Origin of the sequence: Streptococcus porci DSM 23759, assembly GCF_000423765.1 — a bacterium.
Lineage (GTDB): Bacteria > Bacillota > Bacilli > Lactobacillales > Streptococcaceae > Streptococcus > Streptococcus porci.
This window is the reverse complement of the sequence record NZ_AUIP01000001.1, coordinates 100,520-117,610: the sequence shown is the minus strand read 5'-3', so window position 1 is coordinate 117,610 and position 17,091 is coordinate 100,520. Positions and strand designations below refer to the sequence as shown.

General features: G+C 38.5%; 12 protein-coding genes. 1 reads left to right on the top strand and 11 read right to left on the bottom strand.

Annotated features, from left to right (window positions below; translation table 11 throughout):
• Nucleotides 1–78 precede the first annotated feature (78 nt).
• The gene (locus tag G576_RS0100660; RefSeq protein WP_027972908.1) at nt 79–1,044 is read left to right on the top strand and encodes an AraC family transcriptional regulator; all 966 of its coding nucleotides are present in this window, start codon (nt 79–81) and stop codon (nt 1,042–1,044) included.
• Between the two features lie 619 nt (nt 1,045–1,663).
• On the opposite strand, the gene G576_RS0100650 is transcribed toward G576_RS0100660, so the two are convergent.
• The 11 genes from G576_RS0100650 to G576_RS0100600 form a co-directional block, all read right to left on the bottom strand.
• Complete coding sequence (locus tag G576_RS0100650; RefSeq protein WP_027972907.1) at nt 1,664–2,068, bottom strand: SMI1/KNR4 family protein; 405 nt, start codon at nt 2,066–2,068, stop codon at nt 1,664–1,666.
• Nucleotide 2,069: 1 nt separating this feature from the next.
• Nucleotides 2,070–2,672, bottom strand: a complete 603-nt coding sequence (locus tag G576_RS0100645) for an HNH/ENDO VII family nuclease (RefSeq protein ID WP_027972906.1) — start codon at nt 2,670–2,672, stop codon at nt 2,070–2,072.
• Between the two features lie 3 nt (nt 2,673–2,675).
• Nucleotides 2,676–6,053: an ATP-binding protein gene (locus tag G576_RS0100640; RefSeq protein ID WP_027972905.1), complete on the bottom strand. Its 3,378-nt coding sequence runs from the start codon at nt 6,051–6,053 to the stop codon at nt 2,676–2,678.
• Between the two features lie 11 nt (nt 6,054–6,064).
• On the bottom strand, nt 6,065–8,623 hold the full coding sequence (locus G576_RS0100635) for a dynamin family protein (RefSeq protein ID WP_156875095.1): 2,559 nt from the start codon (nt 8,621–8,623) through the stop codon (nt 6,065–6,067).
• Nucleotides 8,624–8,777: 154 nt separating this feature from the next.
• Entirely contained in the window at nt 8,778–11,957 is a 3,180-nt protein-coding gene (carB, locus tag G576_RS0100630; RefSeq protein WP_027972903.1) for a carbamoyl-phosphate synthase large subunit, read from the bottom strand.
• 45 nt (nt 11,958–12,002) lie between these two features.
• Nucleotides 12,003–13,088: a carbamoyl phosphate synthase small subunit gene (locus G576_RS0100625; protein ID WP_027972902.1), complete on the bottom strand. Its 1,086-nt coding sequence runs from the start codon at nt 13,086–13,088 to the stop codon at nt 12,003–12,005.
• Between the two features lie 52 nt (nt 13,089–13,140).
• Nucleotides 13,141–14,076, bottom strand: a complete 936-nt coding sequence (locus tag G576_RS0100620) for an aspartate carbamoyltransferase catalytic subunit (RefSeq protein ID WP_027972901.1) — start codon at nt 14,074–14,076, stop codon at nt 13,141–13,143.
• Nucleotides 14,077–14,079: 3 nt separating this feature from the next.
• Complete coding sequence (pyrR, locus tag G576_RS0100615) at nt 14,080–14,601, bottom strand: bifunctional pyr operon transcriptional regulator/uracil phosphoribosyltransferase PyrR (protein WP_027972900.1); 522 nt, start codon at nt 14,599–14,601, stop codon at nt 14,080–14,082.
• A gap of 231 nt (nt 14,602–14,832) precedes the next feature.
• A complete protein-coding gene (locus G576_RS0100610; protein WP_027972899.1) occupies nt 14,833–15,723 on the bottom strand; it encodes an RluA family pseudouridine synthase in 891 nt (296 codons plus the stop codon).
• Entirely contained in the window at nt 15,714–16,172 is a 459-nt protein-coding gene (gene lspA, locus G576_RS0100605) for a signal peptidase II (protein WP_027972898.1), read from the bottom strand. The genes G576_RS0100610 and lspA overlap by 10 nt, the downstream gene beginning before the upstream one ends.
• The gene (locus tag G576_RS0100600) at nt 16,169–17,083 is read right to left on the bottom strand and encodes a LysR family transcriptional regulator (RefSeq protein ID WP_027972897.1); all 915 of its coding nucleotides are present in this window, start codon (nt 17,081–17,083) and stop codon (nt 16,169–16,171) included. The genes lspA and G576_RS0100600 overlap by 4 nt, the downstream gene beginning before the upstream one ends.
• Nucleotides 17,084–17,091: the final 8 nt, after the last annotated feature.

Genomic DNA, 17,091 nt, shown 5'->3' with positions numbered 1-17,091 from the left:
TTTTACCATCCTGACGACTTATGATACAATATCTTATGAACAGTATAAATGTATCAAATTTACAGATTAGAGAAAGATATGAATAGATTAGACCATTTCCTCTTTACCAATACTCAGCATGAAGAATTACAAAAGAGTCAGCACCACTTTGTCTCTGATTTCCCAGAACTAAAGCAAGTGAACAGTAAGGGCATTCCTGTCATCAGCCAACAGATTTTTGGTACCAATAAAGATGTTTTCATCAGCAAACATAGCCGATTTGCGGACTACCCTGCTCACTCTCATCAGTTTTTAGAAATTAACTATGTCTACCACGGGACTTGCCAACAAGTTATCAATGGTAAACCTTATGACTTCAGGGCTGGTGATATTATCCTTATGGACACCGATAGCGTACATTTTATAAAAGCACTCGGTGAGGAGGACATTCTCATCAACATCCTTTTTCGAGATAAGGCCATTTCTTTGGACTGGCTAACTCAGCTCCAAAGCCACAATTCCTTGATTTACCAACTTCTTCTTAATGAGACCCTTTCGGAGAAAAAGCAGAGCAATTTTGCCATTTTTCCTGCTGAAAAAACGAGAGCAGTCCTGCCAATTCTCAACCAGCTACTTGAAGAATACTTCTTTCCAGAAGACTTTTCTGACAAAATTATCACAAACTATCTTTCCATCCTCATGTATCATTTAGCCCGGACGCTTTCTCAAGTCAATCAAGAAGAACTGTTAAATCAATCTAGTGATCCCTATACCAAAATCCTAGAGCTTATCGATCAAGAATTTACCAATCTGAGCTTAAACCAGGCTGCGCATAAGCTCAATTTTAATAAAAACTACCTAAGCAACTTGGTTAAAGCTCGCAGTGGCAAGACCTTTACCCAACTGTTGCACCAGAAACGACTTTCTAAAGCCAAGCTCCTCATCAAATCCACCCAACTTCCCATACAAGACATCGCACAACAAGTTGGTTTCTCCAACCGCACCTTTTTCTATAAAAAATTTGAAGAAGAATTTGGAATGAAACCATCGGAATTAAGAAAGTAAACCTGCTCGCCAAGTAATGAGCAGGTCTCTTGTTTTCTAAAAATGTAATGATTCTTTCAATTAATTACTTTATGAGAGGTATTAGCTAAGTTTAACTTTAGAAAAACTGCACAACATTATGGTGAAAATACTAATTAGCTCAGCATTTTTATCAAAAGTCACACCAGTGAAAATTTTAAAATTTTACTGTAAAAAATATAATCAGGGGCAAGTCTTTCTCGTCTTCACACAAAACAGGCTACTCACGAAATTACTTTTGAGTGTCGTTTTTATCATCACAATCAGTTCTATAAACTTTTTTAAAGCAAGTTATAGAATTACACATGTAGAATTTAGACAAGATAAAATGACTGAACACTTTGAACAGCCATTTTAATTTAGGGAACTATATCGCTATTCTTTTGGAAGAAAATACAAAACAAACTTAACAAAGATTATGATAAAGTTACCAGCAAAATCTGATTCAAAAGGGAAAATTGAACCAGATTGGGAATTTATGGAAAAATACATAAAAACACTTCCACATGGGAATAATTTATAAAAGAAAAATGCGACCTCATAAAAGTCGCATTTTTCTATATCTTGTGTCTGGTGTAAACTGGTATATAGTTCCCATAAATTATTGATTTTCGCGTTGAACACATTCATCTAGATACTCGCTGAGAGTATTATAAATCATCTTCTCAGAAGTAGGTGTCCACTTATAAATTTTTCCATTGGAATCCGACAGAATAAAAACATCATCATAGTGTAAATCTTCAATAATGTATTTATCTGTTGGAAAATGGTTATATAACTGACGAGCTTCCAAAGTGGTTGCTACAACATCACAGAATTCGTCCGTATTAAGCCCCATCCATTCTGTACTGTAAAAACTAATTGATCCAAAACACATCAAATAATCTGTAAATTCAGCGGAAAATTTCAAGGTTAATCTGTCTTCTGAATTTGAAACCTGTTCCAACGTAGCAGATTTAGACTTATACAGATTTGGAATCTCTTTTATTTTTTCTATAATACTCATGTTAAACCCCTTCCGCTAATGTTTTAAATATTTCCTTTTTTTCAGATAAAAAAGAATTTCCGTGATCTACTCCTGATTTACTGTAATCATGTAATATCTTGTCATTACCGTTTTGAGTATGCTCTGCTTTTGTCAATAATGCATAGTGACCGCCTTCTTTTTGTCCTATATGATGAACTTCCAATATTTTACCATCTTTTATTAGTGATTTACCTTGTTTAGCTCTATCTTCATTTGTTAGACCTTGCGAATCCACAACCCGTTTCATATCCAAATCTTTTGGAACAAGTATAAAACGGTCTTTCCCGTCTACAGTTTCACCGAATTTTTTTGCTATAAGTCCTAAATCATGATAATGCTTTAATTCAGAAAAATTATAAATATTGTCTAATATACCTTTAGGATATCCCCAAGCTAGTCCAATTATTTTCTCTATTGAACTTAATCCGTCATAAGAATATTCTTTATCCGACGTCTTTTCTATCGGATTAATCCTCTTATCTGAATCAATCTTATCTCCAGAGAATTCACTAATTTTTTTACCAACCTCACCTATTGTCTCTCTGGCTTCAACAGCCACCTTTGCTAATGTTTCTAGCGCCATTTATCAAAAGCCTCCTTTATGGGCCCAGTCTTGGTAGGCATTATCATCCTTGAGTTCGTAAAGATAATAATAGGTCATTGTTGCCTGCAGTAAATCTCTTCTAGCTTGCTCTGATAGCAATTCACCCAGTTTGTTCTGAATGGTTTCTTGTAACTTATCAGTAAGTAACTTCACATCGGCATTTTTTCTTGCCTGTGCTTTTACTTGAGTGATTAATTCAGGATATAGTTGACTAACAATATTAGTGTAATCATGCATGCTGAAAGGACGAGAAGACCAATCTAGAATTCGTTTTACTGTTAGGCTGTCCAAATCTAATCTATCAAGTAACTGTTGCAAGTCTGTCACTTCAATAGACTCTATATCAGTTTTAGAAGCTGATAGATACTCTACCAGTGCGGCCTTCATTAATGTTTCATCTTTTATCTCTAACTGACCATCAAAGTAAAAGCTGCCATTCTTTTCCTCAAACTTATCTACTTGACATAAAACTGGCTCTGTCCACTCATTTTGATACAAAGCTGCGACGCCTCTTGGTAATTTAGCTAACTCTACAATTTGGTCATCATTCAAATTAGCAGATTTTCCGACTAATTCACGGTCTGAGAAATCTGGCAATCTCAAAATCATCTTAGTATTAGTATTTCGGATAACCGACATGTCTAATAAGCCAGGTGCTTGGTCTGCAATGATGAAGCCTTCTCCGTATGTCCGCATTTCTGCAATGCTATTGGCAATCATCTCGACACTCTTACCAACTAGATTACTTCCTTCCATAGATTGCTCTGAAGAAGTCCGTTTCAAGATATTATGCGCTTCTTCAAGAACAGTAACGTGCTTCAAAGGATTATTCAGTGACTCAGTATGTGTCATTCGATATTCTTGTAGTTTTAATACCAACATCCCCATAATAAGTGATTTCGTTTCTGTAGAACCTACACGACTAAGGTCAATGATAACATTCTCATCAAAGAGTTTTTTATCAGAAATAGACTGGCTAGAGAAAATCATCCCATTAATACCGTTTGTCAGTGACTCTAAACGAGTTAAGAGTGAACCTTTATACGCTCCCTTGTTTTCAGAATCATACTCACTAGAATCAATAATCGTTTTGATATTACGTGCGACATCCTTAAAGGTTGGATAGAGCTTATCGTAGGTATTTTTTGAAGTCAATAAATCCCAACCACTCTCTTCATACGCCTTTTCGACAGCACTTTTCAGAACTGCTGGCATAGCAGCATACATAGGCCAACAAACATTAAAAATCTCAATAAGTCTATCAATATGTTCTAAGACATGAATACCTTCTGGGAATGCAAATGGATTGATTTGGAGTAGTTCTGTCAAATCTGGGTTTGTACCATAAACAGAGACCTCTTCATCATTTCCAAATACATGCTTATATTCTCCCTTGGCAGGCTCAATCACTAGAAATTTTACACCTTTTTTGCGAATTTCATCCAAGAATTTATAGACTGTATTGCTCTTACCAGTCCCTGTGCTACCAGTAATAAATGTGTGCGATGCTAGAGAATTTAGGCTAATTTTAGCATCTAGTTTCTCAGGATGATTCATATGGAAAATCTTACCCAAAGTGATTTTTTGTTCATTTTCCTCAGAAGCATATGAACTAATATTGCGACCAAATTCAGCACATTCTAGGACTGGCAATCCTGCAATCGACTTCTGTGGGAAATTCAACGAATAAGCCAATTCTTTCCCTGATAAAGCTGTTGTTGCTGTGACCAACGGAGGATAAACTGAGAACGTTTCGTCTGCTTCCAAACTATTGGGATTCAAGGCAAAAATAGGATGGCGTAAATCACGCAAATATCCAGTGAGTTCATCTGCACGCCCCTTCTCATCAGGAATATCTCCGCGCCAGAGATTAACCACAGTCTGCGACATATGCGATTCTTCGCCTTGCGTAAGAGCTAGATATGAGTGAGCAACATTATTGGCAACTGTTTGATCTTCACTTAAGACATAGGCAGCAAAATCCCACATCCCTAGTGCTGTACTTTTTTCAAGACGTTTCATCTGTTCATCAAGCAATTCAAGAGCGTGCTTAATATTATGATTAGTAAAAGATTGGGTTATTCCTTCATTTTTTCCAATTGTTGCAGTAACATTTGATGTACGAGCAAAGTTGGCGCCAAAGTTGACCCCCATATTCAGAGCTTTAGAAGCACCAGAAGTAACTGCTTGAGAAGTTGATTTTGCTATAGATTTTGTAATACCTTTTGCAACTGACGTTGTTTTAGAAGACATCCAACCTTTGGCTACAGATACACTTGTAGACAGTGTTTTAGAAGCACCCAAATTAAATGGACCTACATTAATTCCTGCTGAAGTAGTGCCGGATGTTCCTATCGTACCAGATACTGAATGATTTTCCCCCTTTGTTTTACTTGTAGTTTTTGTCTCACTCGTACCTTCTGTCTCCGTTCTTCCTTCTGTATCTGTCACAGATGAATTGGTACCCGTTTGTGTTCCAGCGCTAGCTCCGACATTGACACCTACCGTTGCTGATGAACCACGCGCATCCGATTCGGTATAAGTATAGTTGGTCTGCCAGCTTGCATAAGGAGCTAACTCAGAATAGATTTGCGAAAGAACTAACTTTCGTTCTGCAATATCTTGAATTGGTGTTGCTAATAGGACCAAAATATACTCTTGGTCAATTGATTCTGGTACAATACCATCTAGTAATTTTTCGACTGTTTGACTGATAAACTTCTCGGATTTTTCTGTTGGAACATTTGATACACTAGCCACCGAGTAATGCGCTTGTCTGTCAAAGCAAGGCAATTGCCCACGCCCAACCTTTTCATCCCATGCAGAACCTGGGAAATTCCCTCTAATTGCAGATTCTAGTCGTCTACGATAACTCTCAATATCTACATTATCATTGTCATTATCGGTATTGGTAATCGCAAGATAAACATTTGTTTTGGTCATTTTACGATGAAAAACAAGAGAAATATTACATTCATCATTGGATAACACTTCGTAAACACTCACTAGCTTTTCTAAGCTATTTTCACGTTTATCAGTGACCCACTTAGTAATGTTAATGTATCGAATATTATATCCAGACTGAAATTCTTCGTTGTCGTATTCTACCGTTTTCTCAACTGGTGCATACAATTCTTTAAGCTGAGGAAGGTAGGCATTATATATTTCAATAGCATTTGCCGCTAACAATCTAGCTGTTACTTCCTCTGCATCTGATCCAGTTAAATTCGGCATAGACTGCAAATATTCATTACGCTTAGCCTGCACTTGTTCAATTTGTTCAGGACTAAGAGCAGATAGTTTTGCAACAGTATCAGCACCTTTACTTGCTACTTTTTTTACAACGTTTTTGATTCCCATAATAATGTCTCCTATTGAGATGTTTTAAATGATAATAAGTGCTTAATTTCATTTGTTGAAGCCACTAATTGTGCTAATTTAGTTTCATAATCCCCAATTTCTTCCTCTTTTTGAATGATTGAACGGTTAGTTTCTTTCAAATCCGGATTAAAGTCAACTATATTTTCTTTGATTAGAATCAATAAGGACTCTGCCCATTGTTCAAAATCATGCTGATGACGTTGCTTCAAATCTTCCGATGATTCCTCTATTCGCTCACTCATTAGCTTATTATATTTTTTAACAACTTTGTTCAAGTCAAGTCTATTGTCATTTCCAAGTAAATGGACTTTACCAATTTTAAATCCTTCCGTCAAATCTGCACGGTCAAAAAATTGCTCTTGATTTTCTTTAAGCATGACAATGCGATAATCTAAAATAAGTTGTTGAATATCGCTTTGTTTCTCCGGCGATAAAATATCTGATGCCCCAACAATCTTAGAAAGTTCTTCTTTAAGTTCAATAGCACAGCCTTGCCAATAATTTGCTGAAAACTTATAAATTTTGTCTTTTGTTATTTGCAATACATCTTCAAATTTTTTAACGGTATACTCAATTACTTTTTCTGATACGCTATTAAATGCACCATTTTTTTGATAAGCATATTCATTTTTATCATCTACTATATTAAAGAAATCATCCGTAACTTGCTTACCTAATTGTTTTACATGAGAAAAATCTAAAGTATTTTTAACATTCTCAAAATTATCAAATAAATTCTTTTTAATTACTTTTTGAGAATCTTTTCTTTCTTGTTTGTATTTTTCTAATTGAAATTCAACTTTTGCTATTTCATAAAATTGTTCACATACTGACTGTATTTTTTCTAAAGTCATCTTCTGAATCAATGCTTGCTTTTCTGAAAATATTTTTCTTTCAAACAATTGATTATAGTCTCTTATCTGATTAGCATTTTTGACATCTAAATGCCCAATTAAATGTTGCTTGTGTTTTTCAAATTCTTTATATAACATTTCGACATCTTGTGACAATTTAGATTTCAAGACAGTTACAGTCTGTTCTGTCTTTTCAATAATTTTTTCTAGATATAGCTTAGATTGTTGACACTTATTGTAGGCAGAATAATATTCTGAAAAAGTTAGAATCTCCTTTTCAATACTATAAAGCCCACTGTTAACATATACAGGATTTGTATGTTGCATCGTTTGATCTAACATACGCTGTTTTAATTGACTTGGAACAACATTATATTGGTAAACTTGCTGATAATACTCAGCCTCTGAATTACTAAACTCATCAAAAGACCGCTTAAAAACCCTATCATAGTTTTTATCAATAAATTGTCCTGAATTTTTAGAACCTAATCCCATTATTGATGATACAAAAAAGATTCCTTCCGAAAATATATTTTTAGGAACAGCTTGATTTAATAATTGCTTTACATTGAAATCAGAAAAATCTGCTCCATCAGCCTTATTGACAATAATCATGGTAAAACGTGAATCAATTTCTTCAATACTTTTCAGCTCATCAAACAGTGTCTCATTATCTACTGTGTCTAAGGAAGTGTATTCCGTGACAAATAATACTAGCCCATTACTCATGTTTCTCATAGCACTCTTTAAGACTTCAAAATGATTTTTATTTGATGACGAGTTAGAACCTGGTGTATCAAATAAAACAAATTGATGACCAGACTCTGTGAGAATTCCTTTATTGAATGGAATGGAAACTGTAATAATATCCGATACCACTCCAACATTATCTTTAGCGTCCAAATCATTAATCTTGGTTAAAAAGAGATTGACTACCATTTCTAAAGTCACATTATGAGAATTTGAAATATCCTGAGCTACAGAAGAGAATAGAGCTTCAACTCCTTCTAAATCAGATTGTATCTCATAATTGTTGCCATAAACTGAAATAACTACAGGTATACTATTTATATCAAATGAAATAGTTACTTGAGATTGATTTGCATTTGAAATTTTTATAATCTTAGCTGTCACAGGACTGTCACTATTTGGTAGAATATCATATCCAATCAATGAATTAATGAAAGTAGATTTTCCTGCACTATAATTTCCAACAATTACTAAGGGAATCACATCACCTGATGCCTCTTTAAATTTTTGAATATCCTCATCATTCCTTACTGATTCAGGAATGATAGAGGTCATTCGTTCAAAGATTGAGATTACCTTCGGTAAGACTTTTTCAGCATTTTCAAGATATAAATCCGATTTAATAATTGAGATATTTTTATTACTTTCTAATTTTATTTTTTCAACCAAATAGTTTAATTCTTGAAATTCATTTTCTGCCCCTTCAAATTCAATGGTAAAATCTCCACCATCATCATACTCATCTAATAAAATTTGAATAATTTCCCCTGCCTTAAAGGTCAAAAATGAATGTGTTATTTTTTCAGAAATTAATTGGCTATTAGGATTATCAGAGTATTCAATACTAATCCAATTATTTTTTCCATCGTCCCATTTGTAAAATAATATTTCTTTTTGATAAGGATTGCTACATACTTTAACTTTAACCATCTTTTCTTTGTTCACTTTCTCAAATATACTTCTTAAACTTACCAAAATAAGCAAATTTGCTTAATAACATTATATCATAAAACGTTTTCATTGAAATATTTTCATTAAACTTTCCATCTTTTCAATCGTATTCAAAAAGACCAGATTTTCATCCAGCCTTTTCATTGTTTTATATTGCTTGTGTGGTAAATCCTCGACTTTCGAGAACTTGAAGCATAGCTTCTGCAGTATCTAGTGCAGTGAAAAGAGGCACTCCTTGAGCGATAGCAGAGCTACGGATTGCTGCTCCATCCTCATCAAAAGTACGTTTGGTACCAACAGTATTGACAATAGCCTGAATCTTACCAGCTTTTACAAGAGCTGGAATATCATTGGCATCATCTTCACCAAGTTTATTGACAAGTACACTTGATAAACCGTGTTCAGCAAAATACTTAGCCGTGCCTTCCGTTGCATAAACACAATAACCAATAGCATCAAAACGTTTAGCAAGAGCCAGTGCTTCTTCTTTAGTATCATCTGCAATAGTGAAGATAACATTCCCAAATTCCGGTAAGTGGAAGTACGAAGCTTCAAAAGCTTTGTAGAGAGCTTTTTCAAGAGTTAAGTCTGACCCCATAACTTCACCAGTTGACTTCATCTCAGGACCCAAGAGACTGTCCACTTTTGCCAACTTTGTAAATGAGAAAACTGGCGCTTTAACATGAACTTGATTGCTTTCTGGATAAAGTCCATCCTGATAACCAAGATCAGCTAAGCTTTGACCCAAAATTAACTTAGTTGCTACCTGAGCCATAGGAACATCTGTAACCTTAGAGAGAAATGGTACGGTACGGCTGGCACGTGGATTAACTTCGATGACGTAAACCGTTTCGTCCTTAATGACAAATTGAATGTTCATCATACCGATACAGTTGAGACCAATAGCCAAGCGTTTCGTATAATCAGCAATCGTTTCTTGAATTTCTTTAGAAAGGGTTTGTGGTGGGTAAACCGCCATAGAATCCCCTGAGTGAACTCCTGCGCGCTCAATATGTTCCATAATTCCTGGTATGAGAACGTCCTTACCATCAGAAATAGCATCAACTTCGCACTCACGACCAACAATGTAAGAGTCAACAAGGACTGGGTGCTCAGGGCTAGCCTTAACAGCTGTGCGCATGTAAGAGCGAAGGTCGTCTTCATTTTCAACAATCTCCATGGCACGCCCGCCGAGAACATAAGATGGACGGACAAGAACTGGGAAACCAATCTTGCGTGCAGCATCAACTGCTTCTGCTTCATTTGTAGCTGTTTGTCCAGGTGGTTGTGGAATATCAAGTTCTTTGAGAGCTTTTTCAAAGAGGTCACGATCTTCTGCGCGATCAAGATCTTCAACTTGAGTACCAAGAATGGTGACACCAGCCTTTGACAAGCTCTCAGCAAGATTGATAGCTGTCTGTCCCCCAAACTGAACCACAACTCCTTTTGGCTGTTCCAACTCAATAACGTTCATAACATCTTCAAAAGTAAGGGGTTCAAAGTAAAGCTTATCTGAAACCGAGAAGTCTGTCGAAACCGTCTCAGGATTTGAGTTCATGATAATAGCTTCGTAACCTGCAGCCTGAATAGCCTTAACAGAGTGAACGGTCGCATAATCAAACTCAACCCCTTGTCCGATGCGGATTGGTCCTGATCCAAGAACGATGACAGATTCCTTGTCGGACTTGATGGATTCATTTTCCCATTCGTAAGTTGAGTAGAAGTATGGCGTGCTTGATTCAAATTCAGCTGCGCAGGTATCAACCATCTTGTAAACGGGAAGAATCTTATTTTCCAAGCGAAGTTTGCGAACGTCTGTTGTTTCCATGTTCCAAAGCTCCGCAATTTTACGATCGGCAAAACCATTACGCTTCGCTTCTTTAAGCAAATCCAGGTTGCCAGAATTGGCTCTGAGTTCTTCTTCAATTTCAAAGATGTGAAGCAGTTTATCAAGGAAGAAGATGTCAATCTTAGTCAGCTCTGCTATTTCTTCTATAGAGAAACCACGACGGATGGCTTCAGACACGTAGAAAAGTCGGTCATCTTGAACCTTGACGATTTTTTCAACTAGGGCGTCATCAGTCACTTGAGATAACTCAAGCATTTCATTATGGTAAACACCAATTTCTAGGGATCGACAAGCCTTAAGCAAAGACTCTTCGATGTTACGACCGATAGCCATAACTTCACCTGTAGCCTTCATTTGCGTGCCAAGGCGACGCTCACCATGTTCAAATTTGTCAAATGGGAAGCGTGGAATTTTAGCGACCACATAGTCCAGCGCAGGTTCAAACATGGCATAGGTAGTACCTGTAACAGGGTTAATCATCTCATCTAGAGTCAAACCAACAGCAATTTTAGCTGCTAACTTGGCGATTGGATATCCCGTCGCTTTTGAAGCAAGGGCAGATGAACGTGACACACGCGGATTAACTTCAATCACATAGTATTTAAAGCTATGCGGATCCAAGGCTAGCTGCACATTACATCCCCCTTCAATCTTAAGCGCACGAATAATGCTAAGGCTGGCGTCACGCAGCATTTGGTTTTCGATATCAGAGAGGGTCTGAGTTGGTGCAAATACGATGGAATCTCCCGTATGAATCCCAACTGGGTCAAAGTTCTCCATGTTACAGACAACTAGGGCGTTGTCAGCCGCGTCACGCATAACCTCGTATTCAATTTCCTTGAAACCTGCAATAGAACGCTCGATTAGACATTGCGTTACCGGAGATAATTTGAGCCCATTTTTTGCAATTTCCCGCAACTCTTCTTCATTGGCACACATACCACCACCAGTTCCACCTAGAGTAAAAGCTGGGCGGACGATAACGGGGTATCCGATGTTATTGGCAAAAGCTACCGCTTCTTCAACTGTTTCAACGATTTCAGACTCAGGAATAGGTTGATTCAGTTCTTCCATCAGTTGCTTGAAAAGGTCACGATCTTCCGCTTGATCAATAGCTGATAGCTTCGTACCAAGCAATTCTACACCCAGTTCGTCAAGAATACCTGCTTTCGACAGTTGCATGGCCATATTGAGACCTGTTTGTCCACCAAGTGTAGGCAAGAGGGCATCCGGTCGCTCTTTCCGAAGAATTCGGGTTACAAATTCGAGTGTAATAGGCTCAATATAGACCTTATCAGCTATTTCTTTATCCGTCATGATGGTTGCAGGGTTAGAATTGACCAAGACAACGCTGTATCCTTCCTCTTTCAAGGCAAGACAGGCTTGAGTTCCGGCGTAGTCGAATTCAGCAGCCTGACCAATAATAATTGGACCAGAACCAATCACCATAATTTTTTTAATATCGTTTCTTTTCGGCATCGTATATCCTTTCGTATTCGCCGTCTCTCAGGACAGCATTAAATATTACTTGCTGGCTTGTTCAATTTTCCAAGCATCAATCATTTCCAAAAATTCATCAAAGAGGTAGCTGGCGTCGTGTGGTCCTGGCGCAGCATCTGGATGAAATTGTACTGAAAAAGCTGGAAAATCACGGTGACGAACACCTTCGACAGTTTTATCATTGATTTCTTCATGAGTAACCATGAGACAATCAGGGAGCGTTTCACGATTAACCGCAAAACCGTGGTTTTGGCTGGTAAAATCAACTCGACCTGTCGCAATCTCACGAACAGCATGGTTAAAACCACGGTGACCAAATTTCATTTTGTAGGTTGTTGCACCATTTGCAAGACTGAATAATTGATGTCCCATGCAAATCCCAAAGATAGGAATTTTCCCTTGAACACCTCTAATCATATCAAGAGCCTGGGGCACATCCGTCGGGTCACCAGGACCGTTCGACAGCATAACGCCATCTGGATTGAGATGAAGAATTTCCTCTGCAGTCGTATCATAAGGAACGACTGTCACATGACAATCTCGCTTAGAAAATTCACGCAAGATAGAATGTTTGAGACCAAAATCGACCAGAACGATATTTTTTCCGATTGCTGGCGCAGGGTAGGCCGTTTTGGTAGAGACTTGCTCGATATTGTTGGTTGGCAGAACGGTCGCCACTAGCTGCTCTTTTAAGTGATTCAAATCACCTTTATTTGCCAGCGTAGCTTTCATGGTGCCATAACTACGGATAATCTTGGTCAATGCCCTAGTATCAATTCCTGAAATCCCTGGAATGTTTTTAGCCTTCAAAAACTCATCCAAAGTCATCTGTTTACGCCAATTGCTGGCGCGACGAGCATTTTCAGAAACCACGACTCCTTTACATGTCGGATGAATAGATTCATAATCATCGCGATTAATCCCGTAATTCCCCACCAAGGGATAAGTAAAAGTCAAAATCTGTCCGTTGTATGATTGGTCAGTAATAGACTCTTGATAACCGGTCATTCCTGTGTTAAAGACGATTTCACCAGTGACATCAAGATCGGCTCCAAAGGCCTGCCCCTCAAAAACTGTTCCATCTTCTAAAATCAATAAGCGTTTTTTCATCTTCAATTACCTCGTTTCTTTCTCTCTGGAAAGATCTTTAACGTTGTTTCTACTATTGTAATTCCCTTCGGCCAGCCAAAATTGCCTCTAAAATCGCCATTCGGACATAGACACCATTGGTCATCTGCGCCACGATACGAGATTTTGAGCTTTCAACCAAGTGGTCTGCAATCTCGACATCACGATTGACAGGAGCGGGGTGCATAAGAATGGCAGAGCTTTTTAGTTTATCATAGCGCTCCTGAGTGAGACCATAAGCGCTGTGGTAAGCTTCCTTGCTGAACCCTTCGCCTTTACCGTGTCTCTCGTGCTGAACACGCAGGAGCATAAGAACATCCAATTCTTCTATAATGTCATCAATGGCAACATAGTCCCCGTAGGACTCAAATTCAATTGAGTGCCACTCCGCTGGCCCAGAAAAGTAAAGCTGGGCTCCCAAACGTTTTAAAATGTGCATGTTTGACTTTGCCACACGTGAATGCGTCAAATCACCTGCGATGCAGATTTTCAAACCTTCAAATGTGCCAAATTCTTCATAGATAGTCATTAAATCAAGTAGTGACTGACTAGGGTGCTGGCCGGAGCCGTCTCCACCATTCACGATTGAAGCTGTGATTGTCGGACTCTCGATCAATTCCTTGTAGTAATCAACCTCTGAATGCCTGATGACACAAACCTCTACACCAAGTGCGTTCATGGTTAAAACCGTATCATACAAGGTTTCTCCCTTATTAACTGAGCTGGTATCGGCATTAAAGTCAATGACATCAAGTCCTAATTTTTTCTCAGCAACTTCAAAAGATTTGTGGGTTCGGGTCGAATTTTCAAAGAAAAGATTGGTGACAAAGCTCTGTTGATTTAAAGGCAGATAAGCTCCGCTATTTTTCAAAGAAAGACCTCTAGAAACCAATCCTAGAACTTCTGCCTCACTCAGGTGCTCCATGGAAACTAGATGTGTCAGCAATACTTTCCCATCAATCACTGCCATGATTTATGCCTCCTCTACCAAGGTCACGCGGTCTTGGCCGTCCACCTCAACAACCTCAACGATAACCTCTTCGCTGCTAGATGTCGGAATATTTTTACCAACATAATCAGCACGAATAGGAAGTTCACGGTGCCCACGATCTACAAGAACCGCAAGAGAGACACGCTTAGGGCGACCAAGGCTGACCAAATTGTCAATAGCAGCACGAATGGTGCGACCTGTGAAAAGCACATCATCGACCAAAATGACATCCTTTTCGGTGATATCAACTGGCGCAAAAGTCGTGTCCTCCTCCACCTTAAAATCATCACGGAAAGGCTTAATATCAAGTTCAATCAATGGCAATTCTAATTTTTCGAGTTGAGACAGGCGCTCTTGAATACGTTTAGCAAGAAAGACGCCACGTGTCTTGATACCTGCCAAAACCGTATTCTCAAGGTTCTTATTTCGTTCAATGATTTCGTAAGTAATTCGAGTGATGGCACGTTTCATGGTAACGTCATCAATAATTTCTTTGCTCTTCATAGCAACTCCTTTAAAATGATATAAAAAATCTCCTTGTTTCCAAGGAGATACAGCAAAATAAAGGCAAATGTAATCCATTTGTCCGATGTTTTCAGTCTCCTTGACCGCCTCACGGGACGGTGTTAAAGGATTTTTTAATTAAATTTATTATAGACAAAAATCTGAACAATAGCAAGCAAAAAGACAGGTTTATTCGATTTTCTAAAAATCAAAAGTCATCAATATGCTCAATTAACGATGTCTTAACTGCTCCAATGTTTCTTGAAAGATTGCTGGCGCTTCCGCTGTAAATTGAACCAGCTCTCCTGTTCGTGGATGAGTAAAGCCGAGGGTTTGAGCATGCAAAAATTGACCATTTCCCTTCAAGGTCTTGCGTGGTCCGTAGGCAGGATCACCAGCAACTGGATGCCCAATGTAGGCCATATGGACGCGGATTTGGTGGGTGCGACCAGTTTCTAAGGTTAGCTCAACCAGCGTATAATCACCAAAACGCTCCAAAACATGGAAACGTGTCAAAGCTGGTTTACCTTTAGCTGTCACCGCTTGTTTTTTACGGTCTTTGTCAGAACGTCCAATCGGTGCCTCAATAATGCCACGATCATTTGGTAGATTACCATGAACAATGGCAAGATACTTGCGGAGAGATTTTTGGTCTTTCAACTCCGAGGCAAGAGCATTGTGAGCCTTGTCATTCTTAGCAATCATGAGAAGGCCTGATGTATCCTTATCGATGCGGTGAACGATACCCGGACGAACAACTCCGTTGATTGATGACAAATCCTTGATGTGATACATGAGAGCATTGACAAGGGTCCCTGTCGAATGTCCTGCAGATGGATGAACCACCATCCCTTGTGGTTTATTGACAACAGCCACATCTTCATCTTCGTAAACAATGTCTAGGGGAATGTCTTCCGCAACATATTCTAGAACCTCTTCCTCCGGCACTTGATAAGAGATCACATCTCCCTCTTTCACGGCATATTTGGCCTTAACAGCTTTGCCATTGACTAAAACCTCACCAGCCTTGATACTTTCATTAGCCTGCGCACGTGAAAGCTCTGTTAGATCAGCCAGAGCCTTATCTAAGCGTGCACCAGCAACTTTTACAACTACTTCCATGCTTCCTCATCTTTCCAAAGAGCCAGAGCCAATATAGCCACACCTACTGTTAAGTAGGAATCTGCTACATTGAAAATGGCAAAATCAACAAAATCCAAATGTACCATATCAACCACATAACCCAGGCGCAGACGGTCAATAAAGTTTCCCAAGCCACCTGCAATGACCAAACTTAGGCCAAGCAAAAGTAACCAAGAACCTTTGATGTGTTTAATCAGGTAAAAAATAGCTACGCCAATCACCGTGATTGTTACCAAGGTAAAAAACCACTGCTGATTTTGCAACATGGAAAAAGCTGCGCCGTAGTTTCGCACATAAGTCAAACTAAAAATCGGCGATAGAAATGATTTCATTTCTCCCAATTCAAGGTTCTTTACAATCCAAAATTTAGTCACTTGATCCAAAATTATCAGACCAATAATACTGACAGGAATTAACAGTTTTCTCATACGCCCTCATTGTCCAAATCTAAAAAATACTCTTTCATGACCGCCACAAACTTTTTAGCACAATCAGACAAATCCATCTCTGCCCGCTTGACATAGACCATCTGATTATTAACCGCATCTTCGAGCGGAATCACAGTAATGCCATTAACACTGGCAGAATCCAGAAAACCTGATCCAGTCGCATAAGCATCCGTTCGTTCCAAAATACCATTCAAAGTAGCCCGGTCCGTCACCTTGAAAACCTGCCTAGCATCGCTTCTGTCCACCAAATTTTCAGAATAATAGAGGTACTCATCTTTCTCCTGTGTGAAAAGCACTGACGGAAAACCCGCCAAATCCTCCATGGTTAGACTTGACTTACTAGCCAGCGGATGCCCTTTTCTTAGATAAATATGGGTTTGAAAATGGCTGAGCTCCACATACTCTAGTCCCTGCTTTTCCATTTTGCGCAAAATGCCATCACGATTTTGTTCACTCAGATAGATAATACCAAGCTCACTATGCCCCTCTACCACTTCATCCAAAATCTGCACAGTTGTCGATTCAAAAATCCGAAAATGAGCATACTCAGGGTAGGTTTCTGAGAACTTGATAATCAAGGGCGCCAAAAAATCATAATGCTGGCTGGAAATAGAAAATTCCTTCTGACCAGACTTATTATGGGTGTATTGATTCTCAAACGAATCAAACTTTGCCACCAAACGCTGAGCTTTCTCAAAAAAAATCGTGCCACGTGTGGTCAATACTGCCCCTGAAGTCGTTCGCTTGAAAATCTTAAACCCAAGCTCCTCTTCCAAATCCTTGACCGCAACTGATAAGCTAGGCTGACTAACATAAAGTGTGGTTGCTGCCTCGCGGAAGGTTCCAGTACTGGCAATAGCCACCACGTATCGTAATTGTTGAATATTCATAAGCTTCA